Origin of the sequence: Streptomyces sp. H39-C1, assembly GCF_027158125.1 — a bacterium.
Taxonomy (GTDB): domain Bacteria; phylum Actinomycetota; class Actinomycetes; order Streptomycetales; family Streptomycetaceae; genus Actinacidiphila; species Actinacidiphila fildesensis.
Window position 1 is genome coordinate 71,709 of the sequence record NZ_JAPVLS010000013.1, and the last position, 26,196, is coordinate 97,904.

A 26,196-nucleotide genomic window follows, 5' to 3' on the forward strand; every position below is an offset into this window, starting at 1 on the left:
GCAGACCGTGGCCGAGATCGTCCTCGACGGCATCACCAAGCGCTACCCCGACGGCGCCCTTGCCGTGAACGACTTCAACCTCACCATCGCCGAAGGGGAGTTCGTCATCCTGGTCGGCCCCTCCGGCTGCGGCAAGTCCACCACCCTCAACATGATCGCGGGCCTGGAGGACATCACCGAGGGCACCCTGCGGATCGACGGGCAGGTCGTCAACGACCGCGCCCCCAAGGACCGCGACATCGCCATGGTGTTCCAGAGCTACGCCCTCTACCCGCACATGAACGTCCGCGAGAACATGGGCTTCGCGCTCAGACTCGCCAAGACCGACAAGGCCGTCGTCAACGCCAAGGTGGAGGAGGCCGCCCGTATCCTCGACCTCACCCAGCATCTGGACCGCAAACCCGCCAACCTCTCCGGCGGCCAGCGCCAGCGGGTCGCGATGGGCCGCGCCATCGTCCGCGACCCCAAGGCCTTCCTGATGGACGAGCCGCTCTCCAACCTCGACGCCAAGCTCCGGGTCCAGATGCGCACGCAGATCGCCGCCCTGCAGCGCCGCCTCGGCACCACCACCGTCTACGTCACCCACGACCAGGTCGAGGCCATGACCCTGGGCGACCGTGTCGTGGTGATGCGCGGCGGCCTCGTCCAGCAGGTCGGCACGCCGCAGCACCTCTACGACGCACCGGTCAACCTCTTCGTCGCCGGCTTCATCGGCTCCCCCGGCATGAATTTCCTCGGTGCCACCCTGGGGAACGGTGTCCTGCGGACCTCGCTCGGTGACCTCCCGCTCGAGGACCGGGCGCGGCGCGTGCTGGAACAGGGGAACGTCTCCCGGGACCTCATCGTCGGCATCCGCCCCGAGGACTTCGAGGACGCCGCCCTGACCGAGCAGCGGGGGGCCGGGCTGGTGTGTACCGCCACCGTAGAGGTGCGTGAGTCGGTCGGCTCCGACGTCTACGTCCACTTCACCGAGGAGGGCGGGCCCGCCGGCTCCGCCGAACTCGCCGAGCTCGCCGCGGACTCCGGCCGCGCGGACACCGGCATGCAGGGACACCAGATCGTCGCCCGCCTCAGCCCCGCCACCCGCGCTGCCGAGGGCGAGCCCTTGGAGCTGTGGATCAACACCCCTCGGATCCACGTGTTCGACCCCGCCACCGGGACCAACCTGACCCACCCCGAACGAGCGGAGGCCTGACCGGCGGCGGCGAGGCGTCGGCGTGCGGCACTGGAGTTCCTGGGTGGGCCCCCGGTCCCGAGCCCGCGCCAAGCCATGGCTGAGCGAACACTATGAACACAAAGATCACCCGAACTTCCACCCGGACTCCTACGCCTCACGGGTCAATGCACGGCCGGGCGGACGCCACTGGCCGGCCATGACCGCCGCCCAGGAGAAGCGCTGGAGCCGCATCGAAGGCGTCGGCATTGCTCCCTGAGGTCTCCGAGGCCGGAGCCATGAGCACCGTCTACCAGGCCCGTTGGATCACCTGCACATCCGAGGCAGCACCTGTGCGCGGCTACTACTTCCCCTGGAAACGCATCGCATCCACCATGGGGCGCCCCCGTTCATGTGAGGATCGATCACGAGTCATTCCACCAGCCGACGTAACGTCGGGGAACGCAGGGAGAGCATCGTGAAGATGGGCATGGTAGCCAGCCACTATCCGCATCCTTCGCACCGCGAACAGTTCGTCTTACGCGTCCAGCGAGTCGCCGAGGAATTTGGGCGGACACCGGGATGCCTCTCAGCTGACTGCTGGGTGTCCGCCGACGGCGAGGCGGTGGTGTCGATTGTGCAATGGGAGTCCGAGGAGGCATTCGCTACATCGTTCGCAGCGGTCAAAGCGGCAGGGCTGGACATCGCCTACGACGAGCGCGAATCGCGCCCGCGCGAGATCGTCCGACTCATGGCGCCGTAACCCCGGTCCCCCTGGGTCGCTGTTCCAAATGAGCAGTCGGGGCGGCTCGGAGTGGCCGGCTGCCGGTCAGCGGTGAGCCTCCGAAGCGTTTGGACGACACCGGGGATCTCCTGTTCGGGAGCCCCAGTGGGGGTGCATCCGCGAGCCGCGCGGCGGGTTCACGCCGAGACTGGCCGGGCAGGCGAAATGACACGTTCCGGATACTGCGGATGGGAGTGGCGAGGCGGATGCACAGGGGATCGCGCCCACAGCGGGAAAGGCAGTACCCCGCGCGCCGCAGCTTCCTCGGATGCCCGAACTGCCTCAGCCGGCCATGCCATCGGTCACCAGCCCCATCGGCGGGCGCTTTTGATGCTCCCCGTACCATGACTGGTCGTTCACTCGCCGCTGGGCCATCCTGTGGCGCCTTCCCATGGTCCAAGGCGCACAAGGCGGCGCTGACGGCATCGCTCGTACAGGCCGGTCAGAGGTACCGCTCGCGCTGCTCGCTCTCGTTGGCCTGGCCGGACTCCGTGTCTGGGGACGAGAACACCGCGGCAGTTCTCGCACCGTCGCCTTCGGTGTGATGGCCGCATGAGTCCCTCCACCGGAGGGAACGCTACCGGGCACGCGCACTGAGGCGGCGATACGGTCGACCAAAGTCACCGGGGGGCAGCGATGCTGGAAGAGGCGCCAACCGCACTGGCTGCGGTGGGAGGCACTGCTGTTCCGCAGGCCGCGGGCACCGACGGGTCGACCGGGTTCCGATCCCGGGTGGCCCGGTTGTCCGGCCACGGGAACCAGCAGCGCGAGCGCACAGAGCTGGAGCGTCCGGACCAGAGGACCGCCGCTCTGGAGGTGGCGGGCCCCGACGAGGCGCAGGTGGTATGGAGGGGTCAGGAGACATCCTGGCGGAGCGGGACCGCATCGCCGCGGCCCTGTGCGGGCGGGCGGCCAGGACCGGTCACCCTCATGCCTGCCTTGCTCTGGCTCGATTGCTCGAGCAGGCCGGTGACCCGCAGGGTGCAGAACGGCTCTTCCAGCAGGCCATCGACGCCGGGGAGGCTGATGCCCTGACGGCTCTGGCGCGGCTACGCCAGGACGCCGGTGACCTGCAGGGCGCGGAACGGCTGTACCGGCAGGCCATCGAGGCGAGCCACGCCAACGCCTGGACGGACCTCGCGCTGTCCCGTGAGGGGGCCAACGATGCACAAGGCGCGGAACAGATCGTATGGCAGGCAGCGCACGCCGGCTGTCACCACGTCCTAATCGCCGCCACGGCCAGGGGGTTGGGCCGCCCCCAGGCAGAGGGCGGCCCTGCGGCACCGCCCCGGTCACGGGGCGATGATTACCTCGAAGGCTTCGCTGTCGATGATGCGGTCGGACTGTATCGCCCGCCCGTACTCCAGACCCGCGTCACCGTTGTCCTTGTTGTCGACATGGGCCCGGATGCAGGGCGCGTTGTAGGGCGGGGTGGGCTGGGCGGCCCGGTCGACGGTGACGTTCGCGATGTCCCACACGCCGCCGACCGCACGCGGGGTGATGTCTACGCACTGGTTCCCGTCGTTGCCGCCCTGCCAGGACCCGGCGAAGGGGTACTCGTCACAGGAGTCGTTGGGGACACCGGTGGCGCCCCCCACGAACTTGTTCGGCCCGCCAATGCCACAGGTCTTGTCACGCCGTTTGTCGTTCTTCGGGTCGAGAGGGTCGGTGAACCGGTTCAGCGGGTGGTCGTGGTCGCCGTACTTGCCGGTCAGGTTCTTCTGCGCCCACTCATAGGCGATGGCCGCCCCCCGGTACCGGGCCTTGCTGAACGTCACGTTGGCCAGGTGGCCCGGGACGATGCAGCCGGGCCAGCTGCCCGAGTCATCGTCACAGCGAACCTCGATGCCGTTCCACTCCGGGCGGATGTGCGTGGGCGGCCCCGACCCGTTGAGGATGGCCCCCTCCACGCGGTAGGTCGGCAGGATCGTCGTGTTGAAGCCCTTGCCCACGGACGAGCGGTAGCTCAGGGTGCCGTCCTTGCCCTCGTGGAGGCGGCGGAAGCGAACGGCCGCGCCGTCCCAGGCCGACGACCCGGACGTGCACTGGCCACTGCAGGTCGAGCTCAGGGCCATCGTGACGGGGGGCATTTTCTCCGTCATCTCGACGACCTCGGTGATGATGTCCTCCGACCACGCCGCCTGAGGCTGGGAGTCCATGGACGCCGCCGCCGCGACGAACACCGTGGCGTGGTCGGCTACGCTCCCGTCCTTGCCGAGGGCCTCATAGATGACCCAGTGGCGTACGCAGTAGGCCTTGCGGCTGGACTGGCGGGGATCGGTCCCGGTACACATCCCCAGCCCGGGATTCGGCTTGGGATCGGCGGCCTGGGCGCGGGCCGCTGGTGCGAGGGCGGCGGAGGTGGGGGCGGCGGCACCTGCGGGGGCGGTGTCGGTGGTCCTCACGCACGTCCAGGCCGTGCCCTGGCGCTGGAGCGGGGTACCGGGGGCGGTGGCCACGCACGTTCCGTGACCGGGCGGGGCCGCGCTGGCGGGCGGAGCGGCGGTAGCGGGGGCGGTGCCTGCGGCGCACAGGGATGCGGTGAAGACCAGTGCGGCTATCGCCGACAGGCCGCGTCTGAGGTGTTTCAAAAGGTGATCCCTTCCGTCGGTGGCCCCGTGGCGGGCACACCGAAGGTATGGAACCTGGCAACTCCCGTTCATGCCAACCGAGAACGCGACAGTTCTTGATCGCAATTGGCCAGTTGTGGTATGGACCTGCCGCCCTCGGCGGCGCTAGTTTCCCTCACACTCGCCTCACAGACCACACACAGGGGGAAGCAACGATGCGCCGCACAAGAAACCGCCTGGGCAGAGGGCTCGGAGCGCTCATAGCCACCGCGACGGCCGCCGTGGGCCTGGCCGCCACCCCGGCCGCCGCTACCCCGGCCGCCTCCGGGCAGACGATCCAGCCCGGCCAGACCTGCACCGCAGCCGATCTCGGTACCCGCCACCCGGTCATCAAGTCCACCGAAGTGTCCCCGGCCATCACCCACTTCAAGGGCTGGTACGTCACCCAGGGCTCAACCGGTACCCAGACCATCTCCACCAACGTCCAGGAAACCATTTCGGTCTCCGTGGGCGTCAACGGCAGCGTTCAGGGCAGCTTCGCCGTCGAGGCCCTCGGCACCGTCGGCGCGAGCCTCGGCCTGAACGTCCAGGTCAACTACACCACCACCAGCAGCACCAACAAGTCCATCACCTGGGACTTCTACCAGCCCGGCTACTACGGGCTCTACGAGGGCACCAAGAAGGTCACCGGCACCTACGGCAGCCTCAACTGCAACCGCACCCAACAGGGCGACGGCAGCTGGGCGTTGAAGTGGACCGAGGGCCCCGACACCGGCAGCTACACCACCTTCACCACCCTCGAGGAAGGCGCGGTGCGCTGCGAGGACAAGGTCCCCGCCAACAGCATCATGCGCAAGGCACAGGACCTCCTCGACTGCGGCTCGCCCGCCGCCATCGCGAAACACCCGGCTGGGCCGGTCCCCTCGGCGAAGGCCGAGGCCGCCAAGGCCGGGCACGAAGCAGCCGCCAAGGCTGAGAAGAGCGTGAAGGCCACCGGGAGCCCGGCCCCCAACACGCGGGCCGCCCTGGACTGCCAACCCGCCGTCTACAGGATCGACGTCCCCGGCAAGCCCCTGAACTGGAGCGCACCGCTCCTCGCCAACGACGGCATCCGCCTGCGCGAATCCAACTTCTTCAGCGCCCACCTGGACAACTGGCGCCTGTGCAACGTCACGGAGAACAACGGAGTCATCGAAGCGTCCCTGTGGAACTGGGGCAACGGCGGATGCGCGACCGTCCCGGCGAACATCGCCAACCAGGAGCAGGCCTACCTGACGACGGCCACCTGCGGGGAGGACGACCTCCAGCGGTTCTACATCTACCGCGACGTACCCGGCAGCTCGAAGATCGGTCTACAGAACAAGTACACCGGCTCCATGATGGGCCACGACCGTTACGCGGACGGGGAGTTGATCCGCCAGTACTCCAGCGGCCGGCCGGACGGTACGGGTACGTACACCCTGACCGCAGTCTGACCGCCCCCACTCCGTGAGCGCGGCCCCACACGTGACCCCCGGCCGGTTCCGTGCGGGGCCTTCCGCGTCTCTACCCCGAGCCCGACCTCGGGGACCGGGGCCCGCGGCTGAACGTCCCCTGCTGCATGCGGCGAACCCCTGCCAGGGTGGTGCGCGCTTCAACCCGACGACAGAGGCGAGTCAAACCGTGCGTATACAAGGCCTGTTGGCAGTGGCCAACGAGTTCTCGTCTCGGTTCGTCACCGGCCCATCAGACAGGCCCTAGGGGACTTGGCGCGATCGCGCCAGGAGGCCGGCAACCTTCAAGGAGCGGAGCGGCTGCACCAGCAGGCCATCGACGCCGGATGTTCCGATTCCCTCGGTGACCTTGCCGGGTTGCGGGAGGAGGCCGGTGACCTGCAGGGAGCGGAAAGGCTGTACCGGAGATCTGCCGACGCCGGTTACCACCACGCCCTGGGAGAACTGGCGCGATTGCGTTGGGAGGCCGGGGACCCGCAGGAAGCGGAAGGTCTGCACCGGCAGGCGATCGATGCCGGATACGCCCAGACCCTGTTTGACATGGCGGCGTTCCGGGAGCGGGGAGGTGACGAGGAGGGTGCGCGGCGGATGAGGCGGTTCGGACTAGCAGCTGACGGATCGCCCGCAAAGCCATGGGAGACGTGAACAATCGTCGCCATCTCTCGTACGGGCGCGGGGACCGGCGCGGCGTCCCGCGCCCGTTCGTGCCAGGTGCCATGCCCCGACCCGACCACTATGTGAGTTCCGCGGCCTGTCCGGCATCCGCGCCCTCGGCACCAGGGCTCACTGGGAGTCCGCACCCGCTGATCTGTGTGCTTGCGCGGGCGAGGCGCTTGCGTAGAGCCGGACCCCGGCCCTGACGTTGGAGGCCAGTCGGATCACGCTGCCGTCGTGGAGCGGGCGTATCTCGCCTGCCGGCACCGGTTCTTCGTCGGCCCAGGTGCCGTTGGCGGATCCTTCGTCACGAAGCCAAGCAGCACCTTCCCGGGTCAGGCCGACGGTTGCGTGCGTACGGGAAACGTTGTCGAAGGCTGCGAGTCGGGGAGACGCTGACGTGTGACGGGGGTCCCGTCCCAGAGTGACCTCCTGTCCAGGCTGTACCGAGACGCTTCCGGTGGTGAAGCTCAGGTGCAGTGTTGAAGCGCGGGGTTCCAAAGTGGTGCGCAAGGCATCGCCGGCATCCGAGCGTGTGGAAGGCAGTTCCCTGACGCACTTCATGCAGACCGGGTCGCCCGGGGCGACCGGTGCTTGGCAGTACGGGCAGGTAGTGTGCTCCGGCATCGGTGCCGCGGTGGGACCGGGATTCCCCTGCGGCAGGACCGGCATCCCGGTGGTCACGCCGCCGGGGACCACGAGGACCGTGCCCTGTGTGGTGAGCATGGCCGAGCATTCCGGGCAGGCCACCTCGTCAGCGCCCACATCGGATCCGCATCGGGCGCAGGTCAGGCGCTCCATGATGTCCCCGTCCATGCCACGCCTTTGGCCTCGGCGGCGGCCTTCCATCGGGCCAGGTCTCCGGATTGCGGGATCCCGATCATGCGCAGTTCGCTGCCGTTCGTCGTTGCCTGGATGCGGCGTTGTGCGTAGTGGGCGAGCGCAGCGGGGCCGTAGCGCTCGTGGCCCAGCGGAGTCAGGGTGACGACCTGCTGGTTGTCGGAGCCGCGCAGCGGACTGCCCGTGTTGCGGCGGGCCACGTAAGGGCCCGTTACGACCGCGTCGCACAGCGCCAGCGCCGCCTGGTGGCGGGCGCCGTCGCGCAGTCCGGCCCACGCGTAGCCGGAGAAGACCAGCAGATCGCACCGAACCGCGCTGGAGGCGGCGAGTTCCTTCAGGCCCGCCAGGAGTTCGGTGAGCGGGCCGCTCTGCTGGAAGGGCTCACCGCCGGACACGGTGATGCCGTCCAGCGGACCGGGGAGCCGGCTCACCCAGTCGAGCACCGCCCCCACCTCCACCTCGGAGTCCGGCTCGGGCTCCCACGTGTCGCGGGACATGCATCCCGGGCAGGCCAGCGTGCAGCCCTGGACCCACACACCGGCGCGGACGCCATGGCCGAGCACGCTGACGGGATGGTGCAGTCGGTTCACCGCGATACGCGTCATGTCATCGTCCTTGCTGCTCTGCATGGCCGGTGTCGGTGGTCTGCTGGTCGTGGTCGCTGGTCTTGAGAGTGTTGGTCATGGGTGTCGGCCGTGTCCCGGGGACGGTCAGAGTACGGACGGCCACACCCACGCCCTGCTCGGCCAGCTGGCTCTGCAGGTGTTCCAGGCTGCCGCACCACTGCTCCTCGCGTTCGACGTCGGCGCGTGCGCTGTTCATACTCCGTGTGCCGCCTGTACGGACCACCACGGCACGCAGCTCACGACTGTCGTCATCAAGGACCATGCGGACCTCGTGTTCACACCAGGACGCATGGGAAACGGCGAACGCCCCCTGCTCGACGGTGACGGTGGAGAAGTCCCCGGAGACCTCATAGCCCATCTCCTGCAGCGACTCGATGAGTACCTGCCGTACGTGGTGCTGTTCCGCGACGTCGCGTACCGTCTCCGCCCAGTGCACGGCCGCCTGGCGCAGGGCAGATTCCAGGGGTTGTTCGGCGCGTACGACCGCCTGAAGGGTTTCCCGCAGCGGAGCGGCCTCCTGGTCCTGGACGTGGCTGAGGACCTGGAGGAACGCGGCGGCGTCCTGGGCGTCTGCCATCCGCCGCTGGGACTCCGCCCGGGCCAGATCCACGCGCCTGCGCAGGTCGTCCAGTCGGTTACGGGCTTCGATGGCCGTGGTCGCGGCGCATACGCGAGCCGCTGCCGCCGTGATGCGCAGGCGTTCCGCATGGGGCACCGCCGGCGGCAGACGGCGTACGGCCCGTACCGCGGATTCACGTTCATCGGCCGCGGGGTCTACGGCATGCTCGTTGCGGTGGCGGTCGCGGGCGGGCCCGGTGGCGGGGTGGGGTGCCGCGGGAGCCGGACGTTCCCCTTGGGCCGGTCCGGTTGTCAGCCAGGCGGCGGCTTGCCGGGCGTCCTGCTCCATCAGCAGGTTCTCCGCCACGGCCAGGGCCTGGTCCGCTGCCGCGCACCAGGCGCGCAGTTCGTGGATCTGCTGGCGAGACAGTGCCAGTGGCCCCGGCAGCCGATGCGGCAGGTGCCCGTAGGCGCTCAGGGCTGCGCCGGTCACCTCGATCCGGGCGTTGCGGGCGAGCACTTCGGCGACGGCCTCCTCCCAGACGGCCTCCGCGCACCGCTGCTGGTCCCAGTGGTGCTGACGCCGTTCCATGGTCGCGCCCACCGCTGTCAGCCCTGCGCTCAGGGCGACCGATACCGCCGCGCCTGCGGCGTATCCCAGAACGGCGCCGACTGCCAGCGGCGCCGCGAGGCCAATCACGGACCCTCCGCTCATCGCTGGCTCACGACCCTGGCGTACGCCGCGGCGTAGCGGCCCCTCCACAGCGCTCGTCTTCGTGACAGGGACCGCAGGTGATAGGTCAGCAGCACCGCGTAGATCACGGCGGGGATGGTGACGAGCACGGACAGGACGACGGGCGCGAGGATGATGACGAGGCAGCCGTAACCGGCGCCTCTGTGCTGGCCTGCGCGGCGGAATCCGCTGCCCGCCTGGCTGAAGAGGGTGTATCCGCGGGCGTACTCCGCGCCGACTTCCCGTGCCAGGGCGACCTCCAGCACGATCTGGATCAGAAGCATGACCACCCCGATGACCAGGCTGGGCAGCGCTGTTTCGGCGGTGTCGAAGGCCTGGGCACCAAGCATGGCCAGGACCACCATGCCCAGCCCGTACAGGGCCAGCGATCCCACCGCTCGTACGGTGGCCGCTGACACCGCGTCGGTGGAGGTCCGTTGGGTCTCCAGATACGCCCAGTGGGCTGCCTGCGCGCGGCGGGTGGCTTCGGCCGCGGCGATCCGCCGCTCGGTCTGCTCGGTCTCGGCGAGCGCGGCCGGAACGAGTTGGCGCAGCGCGACCAGCGCCCCATGACCGCCGCCGGCCTGTCCGCGGGCGACGGTGAACCAGCCGACGGCGGCCGTCCTGGTGGAGACCTGGTCGAGTTGCATCCACAGCCCGGTGGCATCCTCCTGGGTGCCCAGGAGCAGACACAGCAGCGGAGCGAGCACCGTGCGGGCGTCCGGTGCGGCCGACAGCGTCTGCTGGGCGGCCGGGGGAACCGACTGCCGCAGTCCCCCGAGTACCTGCCCGCTGCTTTGGTGGTCCGCGTGCCAGGCGGTGTTGATGCGGCCGAGTTCGGAGGATGCCGGGCAGGCCGACAGTTCCGCCAGGAGGTTCTGGTGCCACAGGGCCTCGACGAGTTGGAGGTTGTCGTCGGCGGCGGTCGGTGCGGCCAGAGCGTGCCGGGCGATCACCAGGAGGTTTTCGCGGTCGATGCGCAGTCCGCGGCACATGGCCGGGGTCTGCGGAGCGAGCGTGCGGAGCAGCCGGAGGACCCGCGCATCAGGACCCAGGGACGGGTCGGTGAGCTGGTGATCGACGAGGTCCTGCAGCTCCTCCACGTCGTACTGGTCGGGGTCGTCGAACTGTCGGAGCCACCTACGCAGCGCGCGCCATCCCTCGGACGGCTGGTGGGCGGGCCCCATGCCGGTGAAGTAGCTGCGGGCCGCCGCGTTCCACACATCCTTCTCGCACAAGGCGGTGGCCAGGTCTTCCGGCGTGGTGTAGCGGACCGAGCGCAGGACCAGGGGCAGGGTGTCCTTGGTGCGGTGCGGTCCGGCGGGCGGTGCGGTGTAGGCGACCACGGGGCTTCCACCGGCGAGCCAGCTTTCGACCTGGGAGGCGCCCCACCGGTCTTCGGGATCACGGGTGAGCAGGCCGGCGCACAGCATCCGCAGACGGGGATCGGTCACGCCGTCAAGGTCGATGCCGCGGAGCATGACAGCGGCGTCGATGGCCGGCTTGACCATGTCCTCGAAAGGCCTCTGGCCCAAGAGGAGTTCGCGGGCCATCATGCCCAGTGCCCACCAGTCGCGGGCTCGCGAGGTCTGGCCGCCGCTGCTCAGCAGCAGTTCGGGGGCGAGATAGGCCAGGGTCCCCGCGGCCGTGGCCTCGGCCCGGGTCTGATCGAGCACCCTGCTCACGCCGAAGTCGGAGAGCGCGAGGTCCAAGGGGCTGCGGGACCGGACGAGAACGTTCTCCGGTTTCAGGTCCTGGTGGATGATGCCGACGCCATGCAGGGCGGACAGCGCCGAGGAGATCTGTCGCACCATCTCGGTGACCAGCGCCGCTGGGTCGCCAACTGCGGTGTGTCCCACGAACTGAGCGAGGTTGCCGCCGCGGACGTACTCCATCAGTTCGAAGTCGCGCTGCCCAGCCTCACCGGTCTCCAGCACCCGCACGATATAGGGGTTGGCCAGCCGTGGGATCTCAGCCCACACCTGGCGCGACGCCTGCTGGCCGCTGCGCCGGTAGATCTTCGCGACGAGTTCACGACCCTGGTCGTCCGCGACGACCATCAGGTTCGCTTCCGCTCCCGCGGCCGGGAGTTCACTCAGCAGCCGGAAGCGGGCAGCCAGTTGTCTCGGAAGGACGGTGAGCATCTCCGGTTCGGCGGACGGCTCCGAAGGTCCCGGTTCCAGGCGCGTACGCAGCGCCTCGGCGGGGACCTGCGGTGTGTTCTCCAGCCGGGTCCGCAGCGCCTCGCGAGGGTCCCGCGGTGTGGTCATCGCAGCGTCACCTGCCAGCCTGCCGAACGGCGCGCGACGTCGGTGATGCACTGCTCGGGCGCCAGATGGTAGCCCTGCGCGAACAAGGCCCGGGCCAGCGGATTGATCAGCGCCATCTCGAGCACCGACCCGATGCCCCGGCCGCCGAAGGCGATGTCCGCCGTGGCGGCTGCCAACAGCGTCTGCCGGGCTTCGGGGGCGAGGGTCAGCTTCACCTTCCGCTCCTTCTCCACCAGGGTGCAGATGCGCTGGATGAGCTGGTCGAAGATCTCCTGGGCGGCGACGGGGTCGATGAAGTTGAACACCACGATGTTGTCGCCCAGCCGGTTGAGCAGTTCCGGACGGTTCAGCTCCTCCGCGATGTGCTCCTTGACGGCCGCGGAGATCCGGCTGACGAGGTCCTCTCGGGTGTCATCGGGGGTGACGTTCTGCACCGGCATGCCCCGCTCGTCGATCACGGACATTCCGAGGTTGGAGGTGAACACCAGGACGGCTTCGGAGAAGTACACCGTGGAGCCGGTGCTGTCGGTGAGCCTGCCGTCGTCCAGGATCTGCAGGAACTTGTCCAGGATCCGCGGGTGGGCCTTCTCGATCTCGTCGAAGAGGATGAGGCTGAACGGCCGCTCGCGGACGGAGTTGGTGAGTTCACCGCCCGCGTCGTGGCCGATGTACCCGGGGGGAGCACCGATCAGCCGCGCCGCGGAGTGTTCTTCGGAGAACTCGGTCATGTCGAAGCGGATGTAGGCCCGCTCGTCCCCGAAGATCAGCTCGGTCAGCGACTTCGCCAGTTCGGTCTTCCCCACCCCGGTGGGCCCGGCGAAGAACAGCACCCCGCGCGGTCTTGAGGCGTTCGAGGCGGCCTGCGCACCCGAAAGTCCCATGACGGAGCGGATGATGATGTCGACGGACTGCCCGATGGCCTCGTCCTGGCCGCGGACCCGTCTCCCGATCCGCTCGGCGGCGGTGTTGAGGCGCTCCCGCAGGAAAGGCTTGCTCCACGGGTTGTCGGAGATCCCCACCCGGTAGCAGCGTGCCGCTGCCTCGATCGAGTCGACAGCGCCTTCGCTGGTACGTGCCAGCCGGACGATCTCCATCATGCTGCGGATGGTCAGGGACTCGGTCTGCTCGGCGAACCGGTAGGCGATGTCGTCCGGGGCGCTGCCGCCGGGCAGCTGCGAGGCGAGCCCCTGGGAGAGCAGTTCGGCGGCCATCTTGCGGTCCCCGAGGTCAGGAAGCGGCACGGCGATCCGCCGCACCGCCATCGAGTCGGCGGTGAACCAGGCCGGGAGGTCCCGGTCGTTGTTCGCCACCCACAGCACCGGGTTGTAGCGCGGGGTCGCCTGGCGGTCCGGCAGCCGCACCGGCTGCGAGGTGTGGGAAAGCTTCTCGCACGCGGCGAAGAAGTAGTGTTCCTCCGGGGAAAGTTGGCGGACGTCACGTACCAGGCGCGAGGCGTAGTCGACCATGATGCCGACCTTGGTGTCCTTGCTGCCGGCCACGGCGCGCACCACACCCAGGAGGCTGTCCAGACTCAGGGGCCTGCCGTTGCCGAGCGAGACTCCGGCCAGCGCCGTGGCGCTCTCCAGGACCGCTTCGTCACCGGAGGGCAGCACCTGAAGTCCGTCGACGGGATCGGCGACCAGCAGGAAGCGATAGCCCAGCGGTTCCATCAGCCACCACAGGGCCTCCCGGACGTCGGGCAGTCGCCAGGACGCCTGGTCGGGCACCAGATAGCGGTCGCGGATGTTGCCGTACAGCACAAGCTGCGGATTGGTCAGGAAACAGGTGCTGGTCTCCCGGAGCCAAGCGGGCACATGGCGCCCCGCGTAGCGGTCGCCGTCTGCGGGATCGCCCTGGCCGGAGTCCTTGGCCAGGAGCGGAGCCCGGGCGCCGGTGGTCATGTGGCGGACCCCTCGTCGTCGGCGTCGTCGGGTGCCTGGGGCGCGGGCACCGTGGGCGGGTCGGATACGGTCACCGAGGCCGGCAGCCCGGACATGTTCGCCGCCGTGGGTCCCGTGGGGCTGTGTCCCCCTCGTCGGAGCACCACGCGGCGGCGCCGTACGGGCCCCTCCTCGGGTACGGGCGGCCCGCTTGTCTCTTCATCGTTCATAACTCCCCCTCACCGGACATCACCTCGGCGTAGGCGATCTCCTCCCACCGCATCAGTACGCCGACATCTCGGAACTTCGGCCGGCCGTCCACCAGGCGGATACGTCCCGTCGCCGGGTCGACCTCCACGGTTTCGGCCAGGTAGAGGTCCTGGTCGTGCGGAAACCCGGACGCGTAGGAATGCGGACCACGGCGGGCCGGGGCGAACGCGCCGGCGAACCATCCGCCGTCCCCACCGCCGGGATCCTTCAGCCGGATCCGCAGCCAGATACTTCCCTCCTGGGAAAACACCTGGTCCCAGGCGCGCGGGGCGGGTGCCGGGCCGGTCAGCCAACGCGACCAGGCGCGCCGGCGGCGGGTCGCGACACCCACCGCGTGGCCGAGCACAGCCGGCAGCAAGGCATACACGGCGACGGCCGGCCACAGCTCCCACGGGAAGGTGCCGGCGCGCAGCGACCCATGCCGGTCCTGCTGGACCAGCCACCACGACAGCGGAGCGAGTAGCAGATGGAACAGCACTGACACGCCCAGGAACCGCAGGACACGGTCCGAGACTCCCGTGCCCCACGCACCCGCCTGCTTCTCCAGTTCCCAGGTGTACAAGGCCCCGGGCATGATGCCGAGCAGCGTGGCGAGCAGTGCCTCCAACGAGTCCATGGGTCCCTCAGATCCCCAGGCAGACGAAGGCGGCCCATACCAGCGGGCTGCTGTGGTCCCTGGTGCTGAGCCACTCGGCGTCAGCCGTCGCGGCCGGGTCCCCGGGGGCGAAGTCGAGTTCGGGGAACGCCGCGGCCTTCTGCCCGTTGGTGCTGTCCCGGATCCACACCATGGCACTGCGGACCGCCGCGGGAAGTGACATGCCGTCGCTGAGCCAGTGCCGGTAGGTCAGCGCCATCTGCGCGGCGGCCGGTGCGTCCTCCAGCGGCCACAGCGCGGCGAGGACCGCTGCAAAGCCGGCCTGGAAGAAGCCCGTCGCGAGCCCGACGACCTCCTCCGGCAGGGTCTCGTCGAACCGGCCGCTGTCACAGGCCGACAGCACCGCCAGCCGGGCGGAGATGGACGGCATCGCGAACATGTCCCGCACGGTCAGGGACGCGTCGCCGGCCAGGCTCAGTCCCCCGTCCAGGGGCCGGTCGGGGTACGCGTGGGCGTGGCAGGCGAAGTGGCAGATCTGCACGTCGACCAGGGCTTGCTGGACGCCCTGCCGGGTGGCCGCGGCGCCGTGGAGTTCAAGGACCCGCACGCTCGGCGGCAGGACGTCCCGGATCCGCTCGATCTCGGAGACGGCGCCCGGCAGAAGTACTTCGCTGCTGGGGCGTGGATCGCGTACGGCGAGGACTCGGTGGACCGGCGCCGGAGTGCGGGCCACCGCGATGCTCAGGGTGCGGGCGCTGGGGGCCATGGCCACCGGCAGGTCGTCGATGACGAAGCGCCGCCCCGTCGGCGCGCTGGGGTCGGGGTATGCGGCGGCATGCAGCGGCAGCGTCCCCAGGGGGCCGTCGGGTATCAGGACCATGTCCGTACCGGATCCGACCGCCTGAACCACGGGCTCCATCACCGACTTCCACAGTCGGCCGGTCAGTTCGTCCATGGACCGTTCTGCTGCGTCCCGGTCGCCGTGCTCGACGTCCCGCTCGAGGGCGAGGCGGAGAGCCGCCACCGACGACTGCTCGAAGTCGGTGGTCAGCCGGGGAAGCGGGACAGCCGTCACTTCCGTACCCGGACCCGTGCGCGTACGTGCGGCGGGGGGAACGGCCGCGGTGCGGGGAACGACCAGCGCCACGCCTCCCCTGTCGGTGGCCGCCAGGTAGACCAGCGTGCTCCGGCACGATGCGGCCGTGCCCGTCAGGTCCGCCAGGGCGGGCGGGCGGAGGAACGTCCCGAAGCCCGGCAGTCTGCGGATGTCCTGGACGACGTCGTCCATCTCGTCCAGCCGAGCCCGGTACGACTCCCGCGCACCGTCGATCACCGGTGCGTCCTGCGGGCCGAACAGCAATCGGCGTTCGACCGAGGTCAACCGTTCCGCCGCCCGGCGGAAACGGGATACGAGATTGTGGTAGTCGCTGTCCATCAGGCTGAGCAGATCGGGGTGTTCGCGCTGCATGACCTCTCCGAGCATCAGCGCCCGGCCGGTCTCGAGCGCGATCGCGGCCGCGGCGCTCTGGCCCACCGCGACAAGGGCGAACGCCGTGCGCGCGGAGAGCCGGTCGGCCTGGCGCAGAGGTACGGCCTTGCCCTCCCGGCCCAGTTGGAGCGCGGCGATGTCGTACAGCAGCGGTAACGCGATGCGGCCCGCCTCGGCGACTTCGTCCATCGCCCCGCGCCTCCATGCCCACTGCGCCCATCCCCTGGCGGCCAGATACACCGCGGCCCGATCGGAGTCCGCGTCGTTGCGGCAGATCTCCCGGCACAGTTCGGTGCCTTCTCGCTGGTGCTCGGGCATTCCGGTCGTCTGCGCACGTGTCTGCAGCACGTCGGCCAGGCAGCCCAGCGCGCCGGCGTGCAGCGGCGACTGGGGCGGTATGTCGCTGACAGCTCCGCGCATCAGGGCCACCGCGGCATCCAGGCCGTTCGCGTCGCCGGTGGAATGGGCGATGGCCAGTCGGGAGTAAGCCAACCGTAGCCTCGCACCGATCCTGCTGCGGTAGTCCATCGGCAACTCGAGTGCGGAGCTGAGGAGTTGGTCGGCCATGGCCGGGTCGGCCGCGTACCGGCCCGGATCGGTCATGTAGCGGTCCATGAGCAGCATGCCGTGCAGCGCCATGGCCCCTCCCCGGTACGGTACCGGCGTATCGGCCGTGCGGAGTCCCCGCAGCAGTTCCAGCGCCCGGGTCAGATCGGTGGCGATGTCTCCGGAGCCCGCGGAGGGGTGCGTGGGAGCGGCATCCCTGCGCGCGTAATGTCGCATGGCCAGGGTCGTCGCCAGATTGATCACGGTGGGCCCGCGCGCCGGACAGGATCGTCACCGCTCTGGTCGACAGCTCGCTGCTGATCGTGGATTGCCTGGTCCACATCCGCCTGCCGGGCATCCGTCAGGTATTCGTACATCGCGACCGTCGCCTGGATGTCCGCTCCGATCGCCGCGCTGGCGGCAAGCCGGGAGCCGGGGACGGTGGATCCATCGGGTGGACTTCCCAGTTCCCTCGCCCGGGCGAGATCCGCCGGATCACTGCGGTCGGTATAGCGGTTGACGAGGGCCTGTGCCAGATGGGTGGCGGCCCAGCCCGGAAGTTCCGGGGCGGACGGGTCAGCCTTGCGCCGTATCAGATCCTCAAAAATCCCGATGGCCCGGTCGAGACCTCCGGGGTCGGGCCGTACGACCTGGTGCCGGGTCGACAGCACGATCGCGTAGTTGCCGCGCAGAACGTCACCCCGACCTGTGCGCGGCAGAAGTCCCAGCGCTCCGCCGAGGAGTCGTTCCGCCTCATCCAGCTCCGACACATCGCCCTCGGCGGTGAACATCTCGTACAATCCCTGGGCCAACTGCCCACAGGCCAGAGCCCACTCGTGGCTCCCGCGCCGCGTCCGCGCAAGCCCGCGCCGCCACAGGGCCACGGCATCCTCCAGATCACCGCGAGTGCCGCGCGCCGCCAGCATCATCGCCAGGTTTCCTTGGGCGGTGTCCTGTTCGGGATGACCGGGCGGCAGGAGTCTGAGCACCGTACGTAAGTGCTCTATCGCGGTGTCCAGATCCTGCCGGTCGCCCTGACAGCGGTGACGGGAGTACAGCGAGATCGCGAGATTTCCGAGCGCGATACACCGTGGCTGCAAGGCGGTGCCGGCAACTCGCAGAGTCCGCACATCCGCGGCAACCGCTCGGTCCACGTCATGGCACGGAACGAAGCTGTCTCGCGGAGGGATGTCTCCAGAAACACGCATACGTCAACCGCCCCCCGAATGGCGCGGCCGACAGTCAGCCACCTGAGAGCAGGCTACTGACGATTTCAAGATCCTTATGTCTTACGACATTTCTTACTACTTACGGTTTCAGCAAGATTTGCCCCACTCGCTGAGGCGTTCGAATCGGAGCAGGCGCCATGGGGTGCCACACGACGGGACGCTTACCCGAACGAGATCCCCACCTGTTACCCCGCCGGCGCGGAGAACTGCCCGTGCCGGTCAGCGTCCCCCTGGGCGTTGGCGGGGTACCCCACGAACAGATGTGCTTTCCCAACCATCCCGACGCGACCTCGGCCCTGTATACCGGCGGACTGGTGGAGACCCCGAGCAGCGACATGGAGCTTCAGCTCAACCTGCTGACTGCCTCCCTGCACCGCGCCTTCACCGTCACCGCCAACCTGGATGAGATTGCGGACCTCGTGGTCCGTGGGCTGTTGCCGGACACCGCCGCCTACGCCGACGACGTGACCCTGCTCCTGGTCAGCTTCCCCGCCGCCCCTTGGGCAACGTCGCACGGGAACTGGCGTCCGCCGCCTGGCGGCAGTCGCCGGCACGACAGTGGGGATCAGCGTGCTGTGGGAAGGACAGACCCTCGTCATGCACTGGGCCTCCGGCGGGGACCATGCCCTGGCTCCGCCCCGAAGGGGTACGCCCCTGCTGTGGTTCACCGCGGCGGGAAAGGTCCTTGTGTCCGGAGCACACCCCGCCCTCCCGATCGACCCGCTCCCTGCGGCCTGGCGCCGGGAGGCGGCGGAGATCCGGGACCACGGTGTCGCGTTCGACCAGGAGGAGGTGACCGCGGGGGTGTGCTGTGTGGCCGTGCCTCTGCACAGCGCGGGCGGTGTCCCGGTGGCCTCCTTGTGCGTCCTGACCGATCCCGCACAGAACCTGGAACACCTTGCCGACGCCGTCCGCCTGACCGGCAGGGCGATCAGCGCCGGTCTGCGCGGCCGGTGAGAGCCGACCGCGCAGCGACCCTAGGCGGTCCTGAGCCCGAACGACCTCGACTACATCGTCGATGAGCTCGCAGGCGTGAGGTCCTAACATTGGCCCATGTCCAATATGCCGTCACGGGTTGAACTGTGCCCGCTCACCCTCTCCGACGAGGATGAGTTCTGCTCGCTCGTGCGGGCCAGCACCGACCTCCATTCGCCGTGGATGCAACTGCCCGCGACCGCAGAGGAGTTCCAGGGCTGGATGCACCGCTTCAGCGACGGCACAGACCTGGGCTTGGTGATCCGCGTTCAGGAGACCGGTGCAGCTGCCGGCATGGTCAACATCAACTCGATCATCCGGGGCCGCTACCAGGGCGCGTCCCTCGGCTATGCGGCTTTCGCCCCGTCCGCGGGACGGGGTTACATGACCGAAGGGCTCACCCTGGCCCTGCAGCACGCCTTCAACGACCTGCGGCTCCACCGGCTGGAGGCGAGCATCCAGCCGGCGAACCAGGCGTCTTTGTCCTTGGTCCAGCGCCTGGGCTTTCGTTACGAAGGTCTGTCGCCCGCCTATCTCTACATCGACGGAGCCTGGCGCGACCACGAACGCTGGTCCGTCACCGCACCATCCCCCTGGACGCCCGATCCTTCCCTTCCCGAGGTCTAGGCATTCCTTCCGTGGTCACAGCCCTCAGCGCGGGCTGAGCGCACCCAGGTGCTGTGGTCCTCCGTCAGTGCGGGCCGAGATGTGAAACGGCCTTGGTGACGGTGTCACCGCGTCGAACGCGCCGGGCGTACGCAGGGCGACCAGCACGTTCGCATCCGCCGCGCGGAGGTGAGCGATCTGGTGCGCGATCGTCCGGCCCACGGCCGGCGTGGGCCGGGTCCAGTCGCCCTCGGCGGCCACCAGGGCGTCGAGCTGGTCCCCTTCGGCAGTCAGGTCCGACAGCACGAGGTCGTAGTCCACGTCGGAGACATCGATGTTGTAGTTCAGCATTCGCGGCTTCCCCCTCATCATGGCGTCGGTTCAGGGAAGTTGATCGTATTGCGTCGGAGAAGGCGACGGCTTCGACCCTACGTCGGGCCACGGTGCGGTGGTCGTCACGGGGACGGGCTTCGGGGTTCAGGGCCGGACTGTTCGCCCGCCGGGAGGAACCAACCGTTCCGGCAATCGGAGCACATGCCCGATCCTTGCGGTGCCCCTGACCTCGACCATCGGGCCCGACGAAGTGCGGCGTGCGGCGGCGGTGACGGTGGAGGGACGGCCCAGCGCATCGCCCATGTAGACGGTGATCCCGGTGGTGCCCTGACGGCCGAGCAGGTGGGCGGCCAGGCAGGCGGAGCTGTTCACGTTGGCGATGTCCTCCGGTACGCCGATCGATGGGGCGAACATGCGGGCCGCGACCCGCCCCGAGGGCGATATCGGGGCGTGGACGAAGGCGCCCAGCAGGCCCAGGCGATCACAAGCGGCGGCGAGCCGGTCGAGGTCCGGGCTCAGGACGGCGAGAGCGGAGCGGGTGGGAAGAGGCAGGAGGAACCGCGGACGTCCCAGCGTGGCGATGCACGCTCCGGAGGCGACCGCCGTGCGGAGTCCCAGAGCGGGCAGGAGCAGCGCGAGTTCACCTGATGTGGGCTCACGCAGGCCGACCGGCCCCGCCTCGAAGGCGGCCTCGATGGACGACGCCCCGCACACTGCGCGACCCTCGACGACGCGCCCGGCCACGCACAGGGCTGCCTGGTACTCCCTGCCCCCCGCGCGCTGAGCGAGGAAGGCCAAGGCGGCCACGGTGCCGTGACCGCACGCGGGCAACTCCCCCTCAGCGGTGAAGAAACGCACGGTGACCACGGGCCGGTCGTCCCCGCTCCCGGCCGCCCGTTCGCCGTCCTGCGAGAGGAAAGCCGCGTGGGAGGTGCCGGCCAGGGCGGGTACCGCGCGGCGCTCGTCATCGGTCAACAGGTGGCCGGACAGAGATGATGATGCCTCGTCCACAACCGCGGTCGGGCTTCCGCCACCGCCCTCGCGCAGGCACGCGTGCACGGTCATGGCCGGCAGACCCGCGCGGGCCGCCGGTGGACGGGAAGGGCTGCTCATCGGGTGCGGGGGACGACGTCGGCGAAGCGTGGCGCGCCGGGTTCGTGCGGCAGGCGCGCCGCCCGCGCGGCGAAGCTGATGGCGTGGTACCAGCCGCACAGCAGGAGCAGGTCCATCAACTGGAGGTCGTCGAAGGCCGATGCGAGCCGAGCCCACAACGCGTCGTCGATGTCGGAGCGCTCGTGCAGGCTGTCGACGGCGAGGATGAGCAGCCGTTCCCGCTCGGACGCCCAGCACACGTCGGTGGCTCCGCCGTGGACGAGGGACGCCGTCTGCTCACGGGTGAGGCCGACCCGGTCGGCGTACGTCATCACGTGCACGCCCCACTCGTACTCGCAGCCGCACCGCGCGCACGTCCGGTCGATGACGATCTCCCGCTCCCGCAAGCTCAACGTCAGCTGCCTGCTCAGCTCGTAGCGGCCCCATCCATGCATGGCGCCGGTCATCGGCGGATTCCTGGCGAACATCCGGAACAGCCCGATCGGCGGAGCACCCGCGGGCATCATGCGCCCGAGTTGTGCGCCGACCTCATCGGTGTACGGCGGCTCCAGCGGCTCGATCCGTGCCATCGGTCCTCCCGTTGTGCTGATCCGGATGCAGAAGCAGGGGTGGACGATGCTAGTGTTTCGAATAACGAAACACAAGGAGCGTCATGCCGACACCACGCCCGGGCGGACCGGTCCGCGGTTCGACGACCGGCCGGCCGATCATGGCCGCGATGGACCTGTTCGGGCGCCGCTGGGCGCTCCGCATCCTCTGGGAACTGCGCGCGGGCCCGATCGGCGCCCGCGCCCTGCTCGCGCAGTGCGAAGGCCTGTCCTCCAGCGTCCTGTACCAGCGACTGCGCGAGCTCACGTCCAGCGGGATCATCACCCCCTCGGCCGACGGCTACGAGCTCACCCCCACCGGAGCAGACCTCGGCCGCGCCCTCGCCCCGCTCGACCAGTGGGCGAACACCTGGGCGCAGAAGCAGAAGCAGGAACACGACCAGGACCAGAACCAGGACCAGGACCAGGATGAGCGGGTCGACCACACGGGCCGGCCGCCGGAGAGAGACTGAGAGCCCGCCCACCCCGAAGGCATGGCCAAGGCAAAGCCTTTCGCGAGCTGTTGATCCCCGCGTCGCGAACCCGACACTGTGTTCCCTGCGCACCCACATCGGGGCGTGCGACGGAGGGGGCTGCAGGGACATGAACAGACCGATACCAGGCACCGTGGAAGTCGCGGTGCGCCACATCCTCAGTGACCGGACGACCGGCTTTCTCACCCGGACCCGCAGGATCACCTGGCAGGACAGCCTGAACCGGGTGCGCCGGCCGGCGTCGGGCAAGCAGAGCGTCGAGCTGACCTGCCCCGTGTGCGACGCCTCTCTGCTGGCCGAGGTCCGCACGGAGGCCCGTACCCGCCGAACCAGCGCTGTCCTGCTGGTCCTGGCCGCCCTGAGCGTCATCGTCTTCTTCGCGGCGTTCGGTTACGCCATTCACGAGGGCGGCCGCACCCTGCCCGAGGGCCAGTCGCTCCCGGTCCTGTTCCCCGTCAGCGTCGCCTCGATCTTCGTCACGTTCGTCGCCGCTCCCGTGCTCTTCGTCCAGGGCCGCCGCTACAACGGCGTCACCATGCTGGACGCCCCCAAACCCCGACGGCTCCACGGAGTCATGCCGGTACGCGGCTGGGGCTGAGTACCTGGGGGACCCCGACAAGGGCGCCCGGCGAGCACCGGGCGCCCCCACTCACTCCGCTTCGCGCGTCACTGTCGGGCACCTCCCGCGGAATCGGGATGGATCAGGACCCGATGCGGGCCCTGGACCCGGGCTGTTGCGGAGGCGAAGCCCAGCCAGGTGTGCCGGTTGCCCGCCCAACACCAGCCGACCTTGGGGGCGTTACGGCGCTCGCGGCCGTCCCGCCCGGTGCCGTTGCTGATCCAGACAGCCGGGGTACGGGCGTCCAGGGCGCCGTTGGATTTACGCAGCCGGGAGCCGATGGTCATGAAGCAGTGATTGCGCTCCAGGACGGCGGGCTGCTGCACCACCCAGTGGATGCCCTCAGTGAGCACCAGCGGGGTGCGGGTCTGTGCGGTGAGGGCGGGCAGCGCCTCGTTCGGGCTCCAGTTGGCCATCTGGTCACCGCGGTCGAGGCCCGTGAGGAGGTAGAGGGGGGCGTCGGGCAGCGCGACCGTCTCCAGCGGGGTGAAGAAGTCGACGTCGGGCATGTCGGTGACGACGAAACCCGGCTTGCCGTCGCGGCCGAGCAGCGGCGCCAGGGCGGAGGCAGGGGCTTGGTGCGGATGAACCGCGAGTAGGGCGCCATCGCCGGCCGCAGCACCCTCGGCGGCTTCGGCTGCCCCCGCTGCCTCCGCGAACATACGAAGCTCGGCGGCGGGCAGCCCAGCGATCTCATGCACCCCCAGCTCGATCAGACGCTCGGCCTGCACGCTCAAGGGCGGCAGTACCGGGAGAACGGTGGAGGTGACGGGGATGGTTTCGGGCACGATGCTCCCAGGGATAGCGACGTGGACGAGCCCAGGGTGAACGAGGCGGCCCGCCGGAACATTCCCCACCCCTGCCGGCCGATCGGGACGGTCAGGCACCGCGGCTCTCGATGCCTGACCGGGGCGCTACTTCAACGTCCACACCTGATTGGCCTGGGTGCCGCTGCCGTTGCAGTCCCAGATCTGCAGCAACGCGCCGTTGGCTGAACCACCAGCGTCCAGACACTTGCCGGATTGCGGGTTCGTGATCGTGCCGTTGCCGTTGGTCTGCCACTTCTGGGCGCCGGTGCCGTTGCACGACCAGAGTTGGACGCGGGTGCCGTTCGCCGTGGAACCTCCGGATACGTCGAGGCACTTGCCCGACTGCGGGTTGGTGAGGGCGCCGTTGGCCGGTGTCCACTTCTGGTTCCAGCCCGTGCCGCAGTCCCACAACTGGACGGCGGTGCCGTCAGCAGCACTCCAGTCCTTCAGGTCCAGGCAGCGGCCGCTGCCCTGTCCCACGATCGTGCCCGGTGTACCGCCGCCACCGCCTCCACCACCGCCACCCGAGCCGTTGGAGGTGTAGGAGAAGGAGTTGACGGCCAGTCCGGGGCCGCCGACCCACGGCTCGAAGCCGAACTGCACACTGGTCATGTACCACGCAGGCGACATGTAGCCGCGAGCGATCGAGTCAGTGGTGAAGTCCTTGATGCTCACCGAGATTGCGTTGGTGGGCTGCTGACGGACGTAGGACACGACGTTCCAGCCGATGCTGCCGTTGTCACCGAACCGGCCTGTCCACACGTCCCAGTTGGCGCCTTCCAGCCAGACGGTCCCCACCTTGGAGCCGGCCGGCGACGGAGGACCGGAGTGGTTGGCCCAGATCATGATTTCAGCGCCGTTGTTCTGGCCCGCCGGATAGGGATTGGTGTCGAACCACAGGTCGTAGGCGGCGTCCCACTGCCCGTCGGCGGTGGAGAAGTCGACGCTGGACTGCGGGTTGGCGAAGGACGACACCTGCAGCGGCAGGCCGTTGCCCGAGGAGCAATTGCCGTAGTGACAGCCGGCGTAGATCGATGGATAGGCCGCCGGTGCGCCGCTGGTGCCCACGTTGTGCCACCCCGTGGTGACCTTGAAACCGTCGTCCGAAACGTCGATGCACTGGGGGATGGAGTCACCCCACTCGTTGTTCTGGACGATGTACTTGCCGCCCGAAACCGCCATGCTGCCGGTCTTGTCGCAGATGGTGGTGTTGGCGGACGCGGACGGCGCGAAGGTCAGCGACAGTGCGCACATCAGCAGGGTGGCCAGGAGGCTCGCCACCGCCCCGGCCGCTTGGCGTGGCCCCGCGAATGATCTGGACACGGAGTTCCTTTCGGTCACCGGGTACGGTCTGCTGCCGCACCCGGACGGTGGGCGGTCCGCACACCAGTTGCGGGAGCGCTCCCACACTTACGAACGGCGCTCCCCTCACGAGGAACGGCTGAGGGGTGCGACGCGCCGCCACTCGACGCGACGGCCGAGAACAGCAACCGGAATGCTCGGCACTCGGAATTGTTCAGTCCGCCAAGTGCCGCAACACATGAAGCCAATGTTCTTTCAGGGGTGTCAAGACGCCCTACTGAGTTCACTTCTCGAAGGCGGAAAGCAAGGGCTTTCCTCCCGAGAACCCCGCGAGCGCATTTCGGCCAACGACGTCACACGTCCAGCGGCACGCGCATCTGCTCCGCTCTCGGATTGGTGAGGGCAGGTCAGGGCGCAGTAGCGCACCCACATGTAGGCGGCGCTGACCGCGAGGGTGGTCGCGGTGGCCGGGGCGCCGTAGCGGGTGAACGTCCAGAACCTGATGGGAATCCTGTTGCGTTCCGCGATGCCCAGGCGGGTCACCGGCAGTGCCCTGAGTTCCTGGACGATGCTGTCGTTGTGTATTCGAGGTCCTGTTCCGGGACGGCGAGACGCAGGGGCAGGCGCCGCAGGAGCGTCTCCCCTTTCGGGCTCCGACAAGCTGGCCATCACCCCTACCTCCTGACGTACATGGAGCGTTGGTCACGATTCAACCGAAACCCGCCAGAGCCGGACGGCCGTTCATATGATGTTCCTTCTCTGGCGGCTTCTGGTGGGGGTACCGATGCGCAACGCCGATCCAAACAGCGACACCAACAGCCACAGCGACATGAATGATGGCGGTATCAAGAGCCGACGGCGCAGGGGAGCTGTCGGACGGGCGCTGGTTGCCGTGGTGGTGGCGGGGATCGCCGTGGCCTGCGGTCCGGTCCCCAACGACGCACCCGCCACTGCCCCGTCCTCGGCCACTGCTTCGGCGGTCCCGACAACCGCCTCCCCGTCGCCGACACCGTCTCTCTCGACCACCGCCGCGCCATCCCCTTCGCTCACCCCCGTCGTGAGCACCAGCCAGAAGACGCCGACCACCGCCCCGACGACCCAGCACACGGTCAAGGCCACACCGAGGCCCACAACCAAGGCCCCGCAGACAACAGAGCCCGCGCCCGCCGAGTGCGAGATCGTTTCCAACGCGGGGAATTGCTACAACGCGGGCCAGTTCTGCCGCAACGCCGACATCGGCAGCTCCACGCATGCGGGGAACGGGCGCATGATCCACTGCCGCCAGGACGGCAGCCGGGGACGCTGGGGTTACTAGTGCCCGCCCCGCGTTGATCCAACGGGGGGTCGCTGGGCGGGCGAAGGCGTGTATTTCAACCGCCGAGGGTCACTTGTTGTCCAGCCGCCCCAGCGCACGGGCGTCGGCGAGGACGGACCGGGCCATCTGCCAGTCGGTGTGGTCGATGCCGGTGATGTGGCGTAGGTAGGCGAGGGTGACCTGCTGGACGAGGGCAACGCGGCTGGAGTCCTCGTCGGTGGTCTCTGCTGCCCGGTAGCCGGAGATGCCGCCGAGGAAGTGCTCGCCGCCGAAGACGGTGAGCAGGCTCTTGTTGCCGCGGCTGAGCGTGTAGGGATCGCTTGTCCAGGCGGGTCCTCGGGTGGTGAGCGGGA

24 protein-coding genes and 3 pseudogenes are annotated in these 26,196 nt (G+C 69.3%); 11 read left to right on the plus strand and 16 right to left on the minus strand.

Annotated features, from left to right (window positions below):
• The first annotated feature begins 7 nt into the window (after nt 1-7).
• From O3W51_RS11480 to O3W51_RS48775, 3 genes and pseudogenes are all read left to right on the plus strand, one after another.
• Entirely contained in the window at nt 8-1,195 is a 1,188-nt protein-coding gene (locus tag O3W51_RS11480; protein ID WP_138351691.1) for an ABC transporter ATP-binding protein, read from the plus strand.
• 442 nt (nt 1,196-1,637) lie between these two features.
• A complete protein-coding gene (locus O3W51_RS11485) occupies nt 1,638-1,916 on the plus strand; it encodes an antibiotic biosynthesis monooxygenase family protein (protein ID WP_244809771.1) in 279 nt (92 codons plus the stop codon).
• 866 nt (nt 1,917-2,782) lie between these two features.
• Nucleotides 2,783-2,938, plus strand: a pseudogene (locus O3W51_RS48775) (hypothetical protein); the annotation flags it as partial.
• Nucleotides 2,939-3,229: 291 nt separating this feature from the next.
• On the opposite strand, the gene O3W51_RS11490 reads toward O3W51_RS48775, so the two are convergent.
• On the minus strand, nt 3,230-4,528 hold the full coding sequence (locus O3W51_RS11490) for a NucA/NucB deoxyribonuclease domain-containing protein (protein WP_138351694.1): 1,299 nt from the start codon (nt 4,526-4,528) through the stop codon (nt 3,230-3,232).
• Between the two features lie 194 nt (nt 4,529-4,722).
• Between O3W51_RS11490 and O3W51_RS11495 the strand changes: the two genes are divergently transcribed.
• Together O3W51_RS11495 and O3W51_RS48780 are read left to right on the plus strand one after the other, a co-directional pair.
• Nucleotides 4,723-5,982: a hypothetical protein gene (locus O3W51_RS11495; RefSeq protein WP_198358016.1), complete on the plus strand. Its 1,260-nt coding sequence runs from the start codon at nt 4,723-4,725 to the stop codon at nt 5,980-5,982.
• Nucleotides 5,983-6,357: 375 nt separating this feature from the next.
• Nucleotides 6,358-6,645 (plus strand): hypothetical protein, encoded by a 288-nt coding sequence (locus tag O3W51_RS48780; protein WP_443048271.1) that lies wholly within the window; start codon nt 6,358-6,360, stop codon nt 6,643-6,645.
• 138 nt (nt 6,646-6,783) lie between these two features.
• Here the strand turns inward: O3W51_RS48780 and O3W51_RS48785 are convergent, their stop codons facing one another.
• The 9 genes from O3W51_RS48785 to O3W51_RS11535 are packed head-to-tail and all read right to left on the minus strand — an operon-like array spanning nt 6,784 to nt 17,450.
• On the minus strand, nt 6,784-7,503 hold the full coding sequence (locus O3W51_RS48785; RefSeq protein ID WP_198358015.1) for an FHA domain-containing protein: 720 nt from the start codon (nt 7,501-7,503) through the stop codon (nt 6,784-6,786).
• Nucleotides 7,443-8,099 carry a 4Fe-4S single cluster domain-containing protein gene (locus tag O3W51_RS11500; protein ID WP_198358014.1) on the minus strand — a complete coding sequence of 219 codons (657 nt, stop codon included), beginning with the start codon at nt 8,097-8,099 and terminating at the stop codon, nt 7,443-7,445. The genes O3W51_RS48785 and O3W51_RS11500 overlap by 61 nt, the downstream gene beginning before the upstream one ends.
• A 1-nt stretch (nt 8,100) precedes the next feature.
• Nucleotides 8,101-9,378, minus strand: coding sequence for a hypothetical protein (locus tag O3W51_RS11505; RefSeq protein WP_269285569.1), 1,278 nt, complete (start codon nt 9,376-9,378; stop codon nt 8,101-8,103).
• 11 nt (nt 9,379-9,389) lie between these two features.
• Nucleotides 9,390-11,681 carry a serine/threonine-protein kinase gene (locus tag O3W51_RS11510; protein ID WP_138351700.1) on the minus strand — a complete coding sequence of 764 codons (2,292 nt, stop codon included), beginning with the start codon at nt 11,679-11,681 and terminating at the stop codon, nt 9,390-9,392.
• The gene (locus O3W51_RS11515) at nt 11,678-13,582 is read right to left on the minus strand and encodes an AAA family ATPase (RefSeq protein ID WP_198358012.1); all 1,905 of its coding nucleotides are present in this window, start codon (nt 13,580-13,582) and stop codon (nt 11,678-11,680) included. Before O3W51_RS11515 ends, O3W51_RS11510 begins: the two co-directional genes overlap by 4 nt.
• A complete protein-coding gene (locus tag O3W51_RS11520; RefSeq protein ID WP_269285572.1) occupies nt 13,579-13,791 on the minus strand; it encodes a hypothetical protein in 213 nt (70 codons plus the stop codon). Before O3W51_RS11520 ends, O3W51_RS11515 begins: the two co-directional genes overlap by 4 nt.
• Complete coding sequence (locus O3W51_RS11525) at nt 13,788-14,447, minus strand: DUF6338 family protein (protein WP_138351702.1); 660 nt, start codon at nt 14,445-14,447, stop codon at nt 13,788-13,790. Before O3W51_RS11525 ends, O3W51_RS11520 begins: the two co-directional genes overlap by 4 nt.
• A 7-nt stretch (nt 14,448-14,454) precedes the next feature.
• Nucleotides 14,455-16,698, minus strand: coding sequence for a CHAT domain-containing protein (locus O3W51_RS11530; protein WP_269285575.1), 2,244 nt, complete (start codon nt 16,696-16,698; stop codon nt 14,455-14,457).
• 23 nt (nt 16,699-16,721) lie between these two features.
• Nucleotides 16,722-17,450, minus strand: a complete 729-nt coding sequence (locus O3W51_RS11535; RefSeq protein WP_269285577.1) for a hypothetical protein — start codon at nt 17,448-17,450, stop codon at nt 16,722-16,724.
• A gap of 377 nt (nt 17,451-17,827) precedes the next feature.
• On the opposite strand from O3W51_RS11535, the pseudogene O3W51_RS48790 reads away from it, so the two are divergent.
• The 3 genes and pseudogenes from O3W51_RS48790 to O3W51_RS11545 all read left to right on the plus strand — a co-directional run.
• Nucleotides 17,828-18,166, plus strand: a pseudogene (locus O3W51_RS48790) (SpoIIE family protein phosphatase); the annotation flags it as partial.
• Nucleotides 18,167-18,260: 94 nt separating this feature from the next.
• Nucleotides 18,261-18,647, plus strand: a complete 387-nt coding sequence (locus tag O3W51_RS11540) for an IclR family transcriptional regulator domain-containing protein (RefSeq protein ID WP_138351704.1) — start codon at nt 18,261-18,263, stop codon at nt 18,645-18,647.
• A 96-nt stretch (nt 18,648-18,743) separates the two neighbouring features.
• On the plus strand, nt 18,744-19,292 hold the full coding sequence (locus O3W51_RS11545) for a GNAT family N-acetyltransferase (RefSeq protein ID WP_138351705.1): 549 nt from the start codon (nt 18,744-18,746) through the stop codon (nt 19,290-19,292).
• 24 nt (nt 19,293-19,316) lie between these two features.
• On the opposite strand, the gene O3W51_RS11550 is transcribed toward O3W51_RS11545, so the two are convergent.
• The 3 genes from O3W51_RS11550 to O3W51_RS11560 all read right to left on the minus strand — a co-directional run bounded on the left by O3W51_RS11550 (nt 19,317) and on the right by O3W51_RS11560 (nt 21,286).
• A complete protein-coding gene (locus tag O3W51_RS11550) occupies nt 19,317-19,622 on the minus strand; it encodes a maleylpyruvate isomerase N-terminal domain-containing protein (protein WP_138351706.1) in 306 nt (101 codons plus the stop codon).
• Nucleotides 19,623-19,748: 126 nt separating this feature from the next.
• Nucleotides 19,749-20,717, minus strand: coding sequence for a PhzF family phenazine biosynthesis protein (locus O3W51_RS11555; protein WP_269285581.1), 969 nt, complete (start codon nt 20,715-20,717; stop codon nt 19,749-19,751).
• Nucleotides 20,714-21,286, minus strand: coding sequence for a carboxymuconolactone decarboxylase family protein (locus O3W51_RS11560; RefSeq protein ID WP_232485485.1), 573 nt, complete (start codon nt 21,284-21,286; stop codon nt 20,714-20,716). Before O3W51_RS11560 ends, O3W51_RS11555 begins: the two co-directional genes overlap by 4 nt.
• 140 nt (nt 21,287-21,426) lie before the next feature.
• Between O3W51_RS11560 and O3W51_RS11565 the strand changes: the two genes are divergently transcribed.
• Both O3W51_RS11565 and O3W51_RS11570 read left to right on the plus strand, forming a co-directional pair.
• Nucleotides 21,427-21,777 carry a winged helix-turn-helix transcriptional regulator gene (locus O3W51_RS11565; RefSeq protein ID WP_198358032.1) on the plus strand — a complete coding sequence of 117 codons (351 nt, stop codon included), beginning with the start codon at nt 21,427-21,429 and terminating at the stop codon, nt 21,775-21,777.
• Between the two features lie 130 nt (nt 21,778-21,907).
• Nucleotides 21,908-22,396, plus strand: a complete 489-nt coding sequence (locus O3W51_RS11570; protein ID WP_269285584.1) for a hypothetical protein — start codon at nt 21,908-21,910, stop codon at nt 22,394-22,396.
• Nucleotides 22,397-22,464: 68 nt separating this feature from the next.
• Here O3W51_RS11570 and O3W51_RS11575 read toward each other — a convergent pair whose 3' ends face one another.
• Nucleotides 22,465-23,205 carry a DUF5701 family protein gene (locus O3W51_RS11575; RefSeq protein ID WP_198358009.1) on the minus strand — a complete coding sequence of 247 codons (741 nt, stop codon included), beginning with the start codon at nt 23,203-23,205 and terminating at the stop codon, nt 22,465-22,467.
• Between the two features lie 126 nt (nt 23,206-23,331).
• Nucleotides 23,332-24,549 carry a GH12 family glycosyl hydrolase domain-containing protein gene (locus O3W51_RS11580; RefSeq protein ID WP_244808936.1) on the minus strand — a complete coding sequence of 406 codons (1,218 nt, stop codon included), beginning with the start codon at nt 24,547-24,549 and terminating at the stop codon, nt 23,332-23,334.
• Between the two features lie 1,036 nt (nt 24,550-25,585).
• Here O3W51_RS11580 and O3W51_RS11585 point away from each other — a divergent pair.
• The gene (locus tag O3W51_RS11585) at nt 25,586-25,843 is read left to right on the plus strand and encodes a hypothetical protein (protein ID WP_269285586.1); all 258 of its coding nucleotides are present in this window, start codon (nt 25,586-25,588) and stop codon (nt 25,841-25,843) included.
• Nucleotides 25,844-25,912: 69 nt separating this feature from the next.
• On the opposite strand, the pseudogene O3W51_RS11590 reads toward O3W51_RS11585, so the two are convergent.
• Nucleotides 25,913-26,196: pseudogene (locus O3W51_RS11590) on the minus strand (chlorophyllase); the annotation flags it as partial.

Coding starts and splice junctions, on each gene's coding strand:
- O3W51_RS11550 (WP_138351706.1), bottom strand. CDS start 19,622: ATGCTGAACTACAACATCGATGTCTCCGACGTGGACTACGACCTCGTG.
- O3W51_RS11495 (WP_198358016.1), top strand. CDS start 4,723: ATGCGCCGCACAAGAAACCGCCTGGGCAGAGGGCTCGGAGCGCTCATA.
- O3W51_RS11530 (WP_269285575.1), bottom strand. CDS start 16,698: ATGCGACATTACGCGCGCAGGGATGCCGCTCCCACGCACCCCTCCGCG.
- O3W51_RS11510 (WP_138351700.1), bottom strand. CDS start 11,681: ATGACCACACCGCGGGACCCTCGCGAGGCGCTGCGGACCCGGCTGGAG.
- O3W51_RS11555 (WP_269285581.1), bottom strand. CDS start 20,717: ATGAGCAGCCCTTCCCGTCCACCGGCGGCCCGCGCGGGTCTGCCGGCC.
- O3W51_RS11560 (WP_232485485.1), bottom strand. CDS start 21,286: ATGGCACGGATCGAGCCGCTGGAGCCGCCGTACACCGATGAGGTCGGC.
- O3W51_RS11515 (WP_198358012.1), bottom strand. CDS start 13,582: ATGACCACCGGCGCCCGGGCTCCGCTCCTGGCCAAGGACTCCGGCCAG.
- O3W51_RS11525 (WP_138351702.1), bottom strand. CDS start 14,447: ATGGACTCGTTGGAGGCACTGCTCGCCACGCTGCTCGGCATCATGCCC.
- O3W51_RS11565 (WP_198358032.1), top strand. CDS start 21,427: ATGGCCGCGATGGACCTGTTCGGGCGCCGCTGGGCGCTCCGCATCCTC.
- O3W51_RS11520 (WP_269285572.1), bottom strand. CDS start 13,791: ATGAACGATGAAGAGACAAGCGGGCCGCCCGTACCCGAGGAGGGGCCC.
- O3W51_RS11545 (WP_138351705.1), top strand. CDS start 18,744: ATGTCCAATATGCCGTCACGGGTTGAACTGTGCCCGCTCACCCTCTCC.
- O3W51_RS11570 (WP_269285584.1), top strand. CDS start 21,908: ATGAACAGACCGATACCAGGCACCGTGGAAGTCGCGGTGCGCCACATC.
- O3W51_RS11485 (WP_244809771.1), top strand. CDS start 1,638: ATGGGCATGGTAGCCAGCCACTATCCGCATCCTTCGCACCGCGAACAG.
- O3W51_RS48785 (WP_198358015.1), bottom strand. CDS start 7,503: ATGGAAGGCCGCCGCCGAGGCCAAAGGCGTGGCATGGACGGGGACATC.
- O3W51_RS11500 (WP_198358014.1), bottom strand. CDS start 8,099: ATGACGCGTATCGCGGTGAACCGACTGCACCATCCCGTCAGCGTGCTC.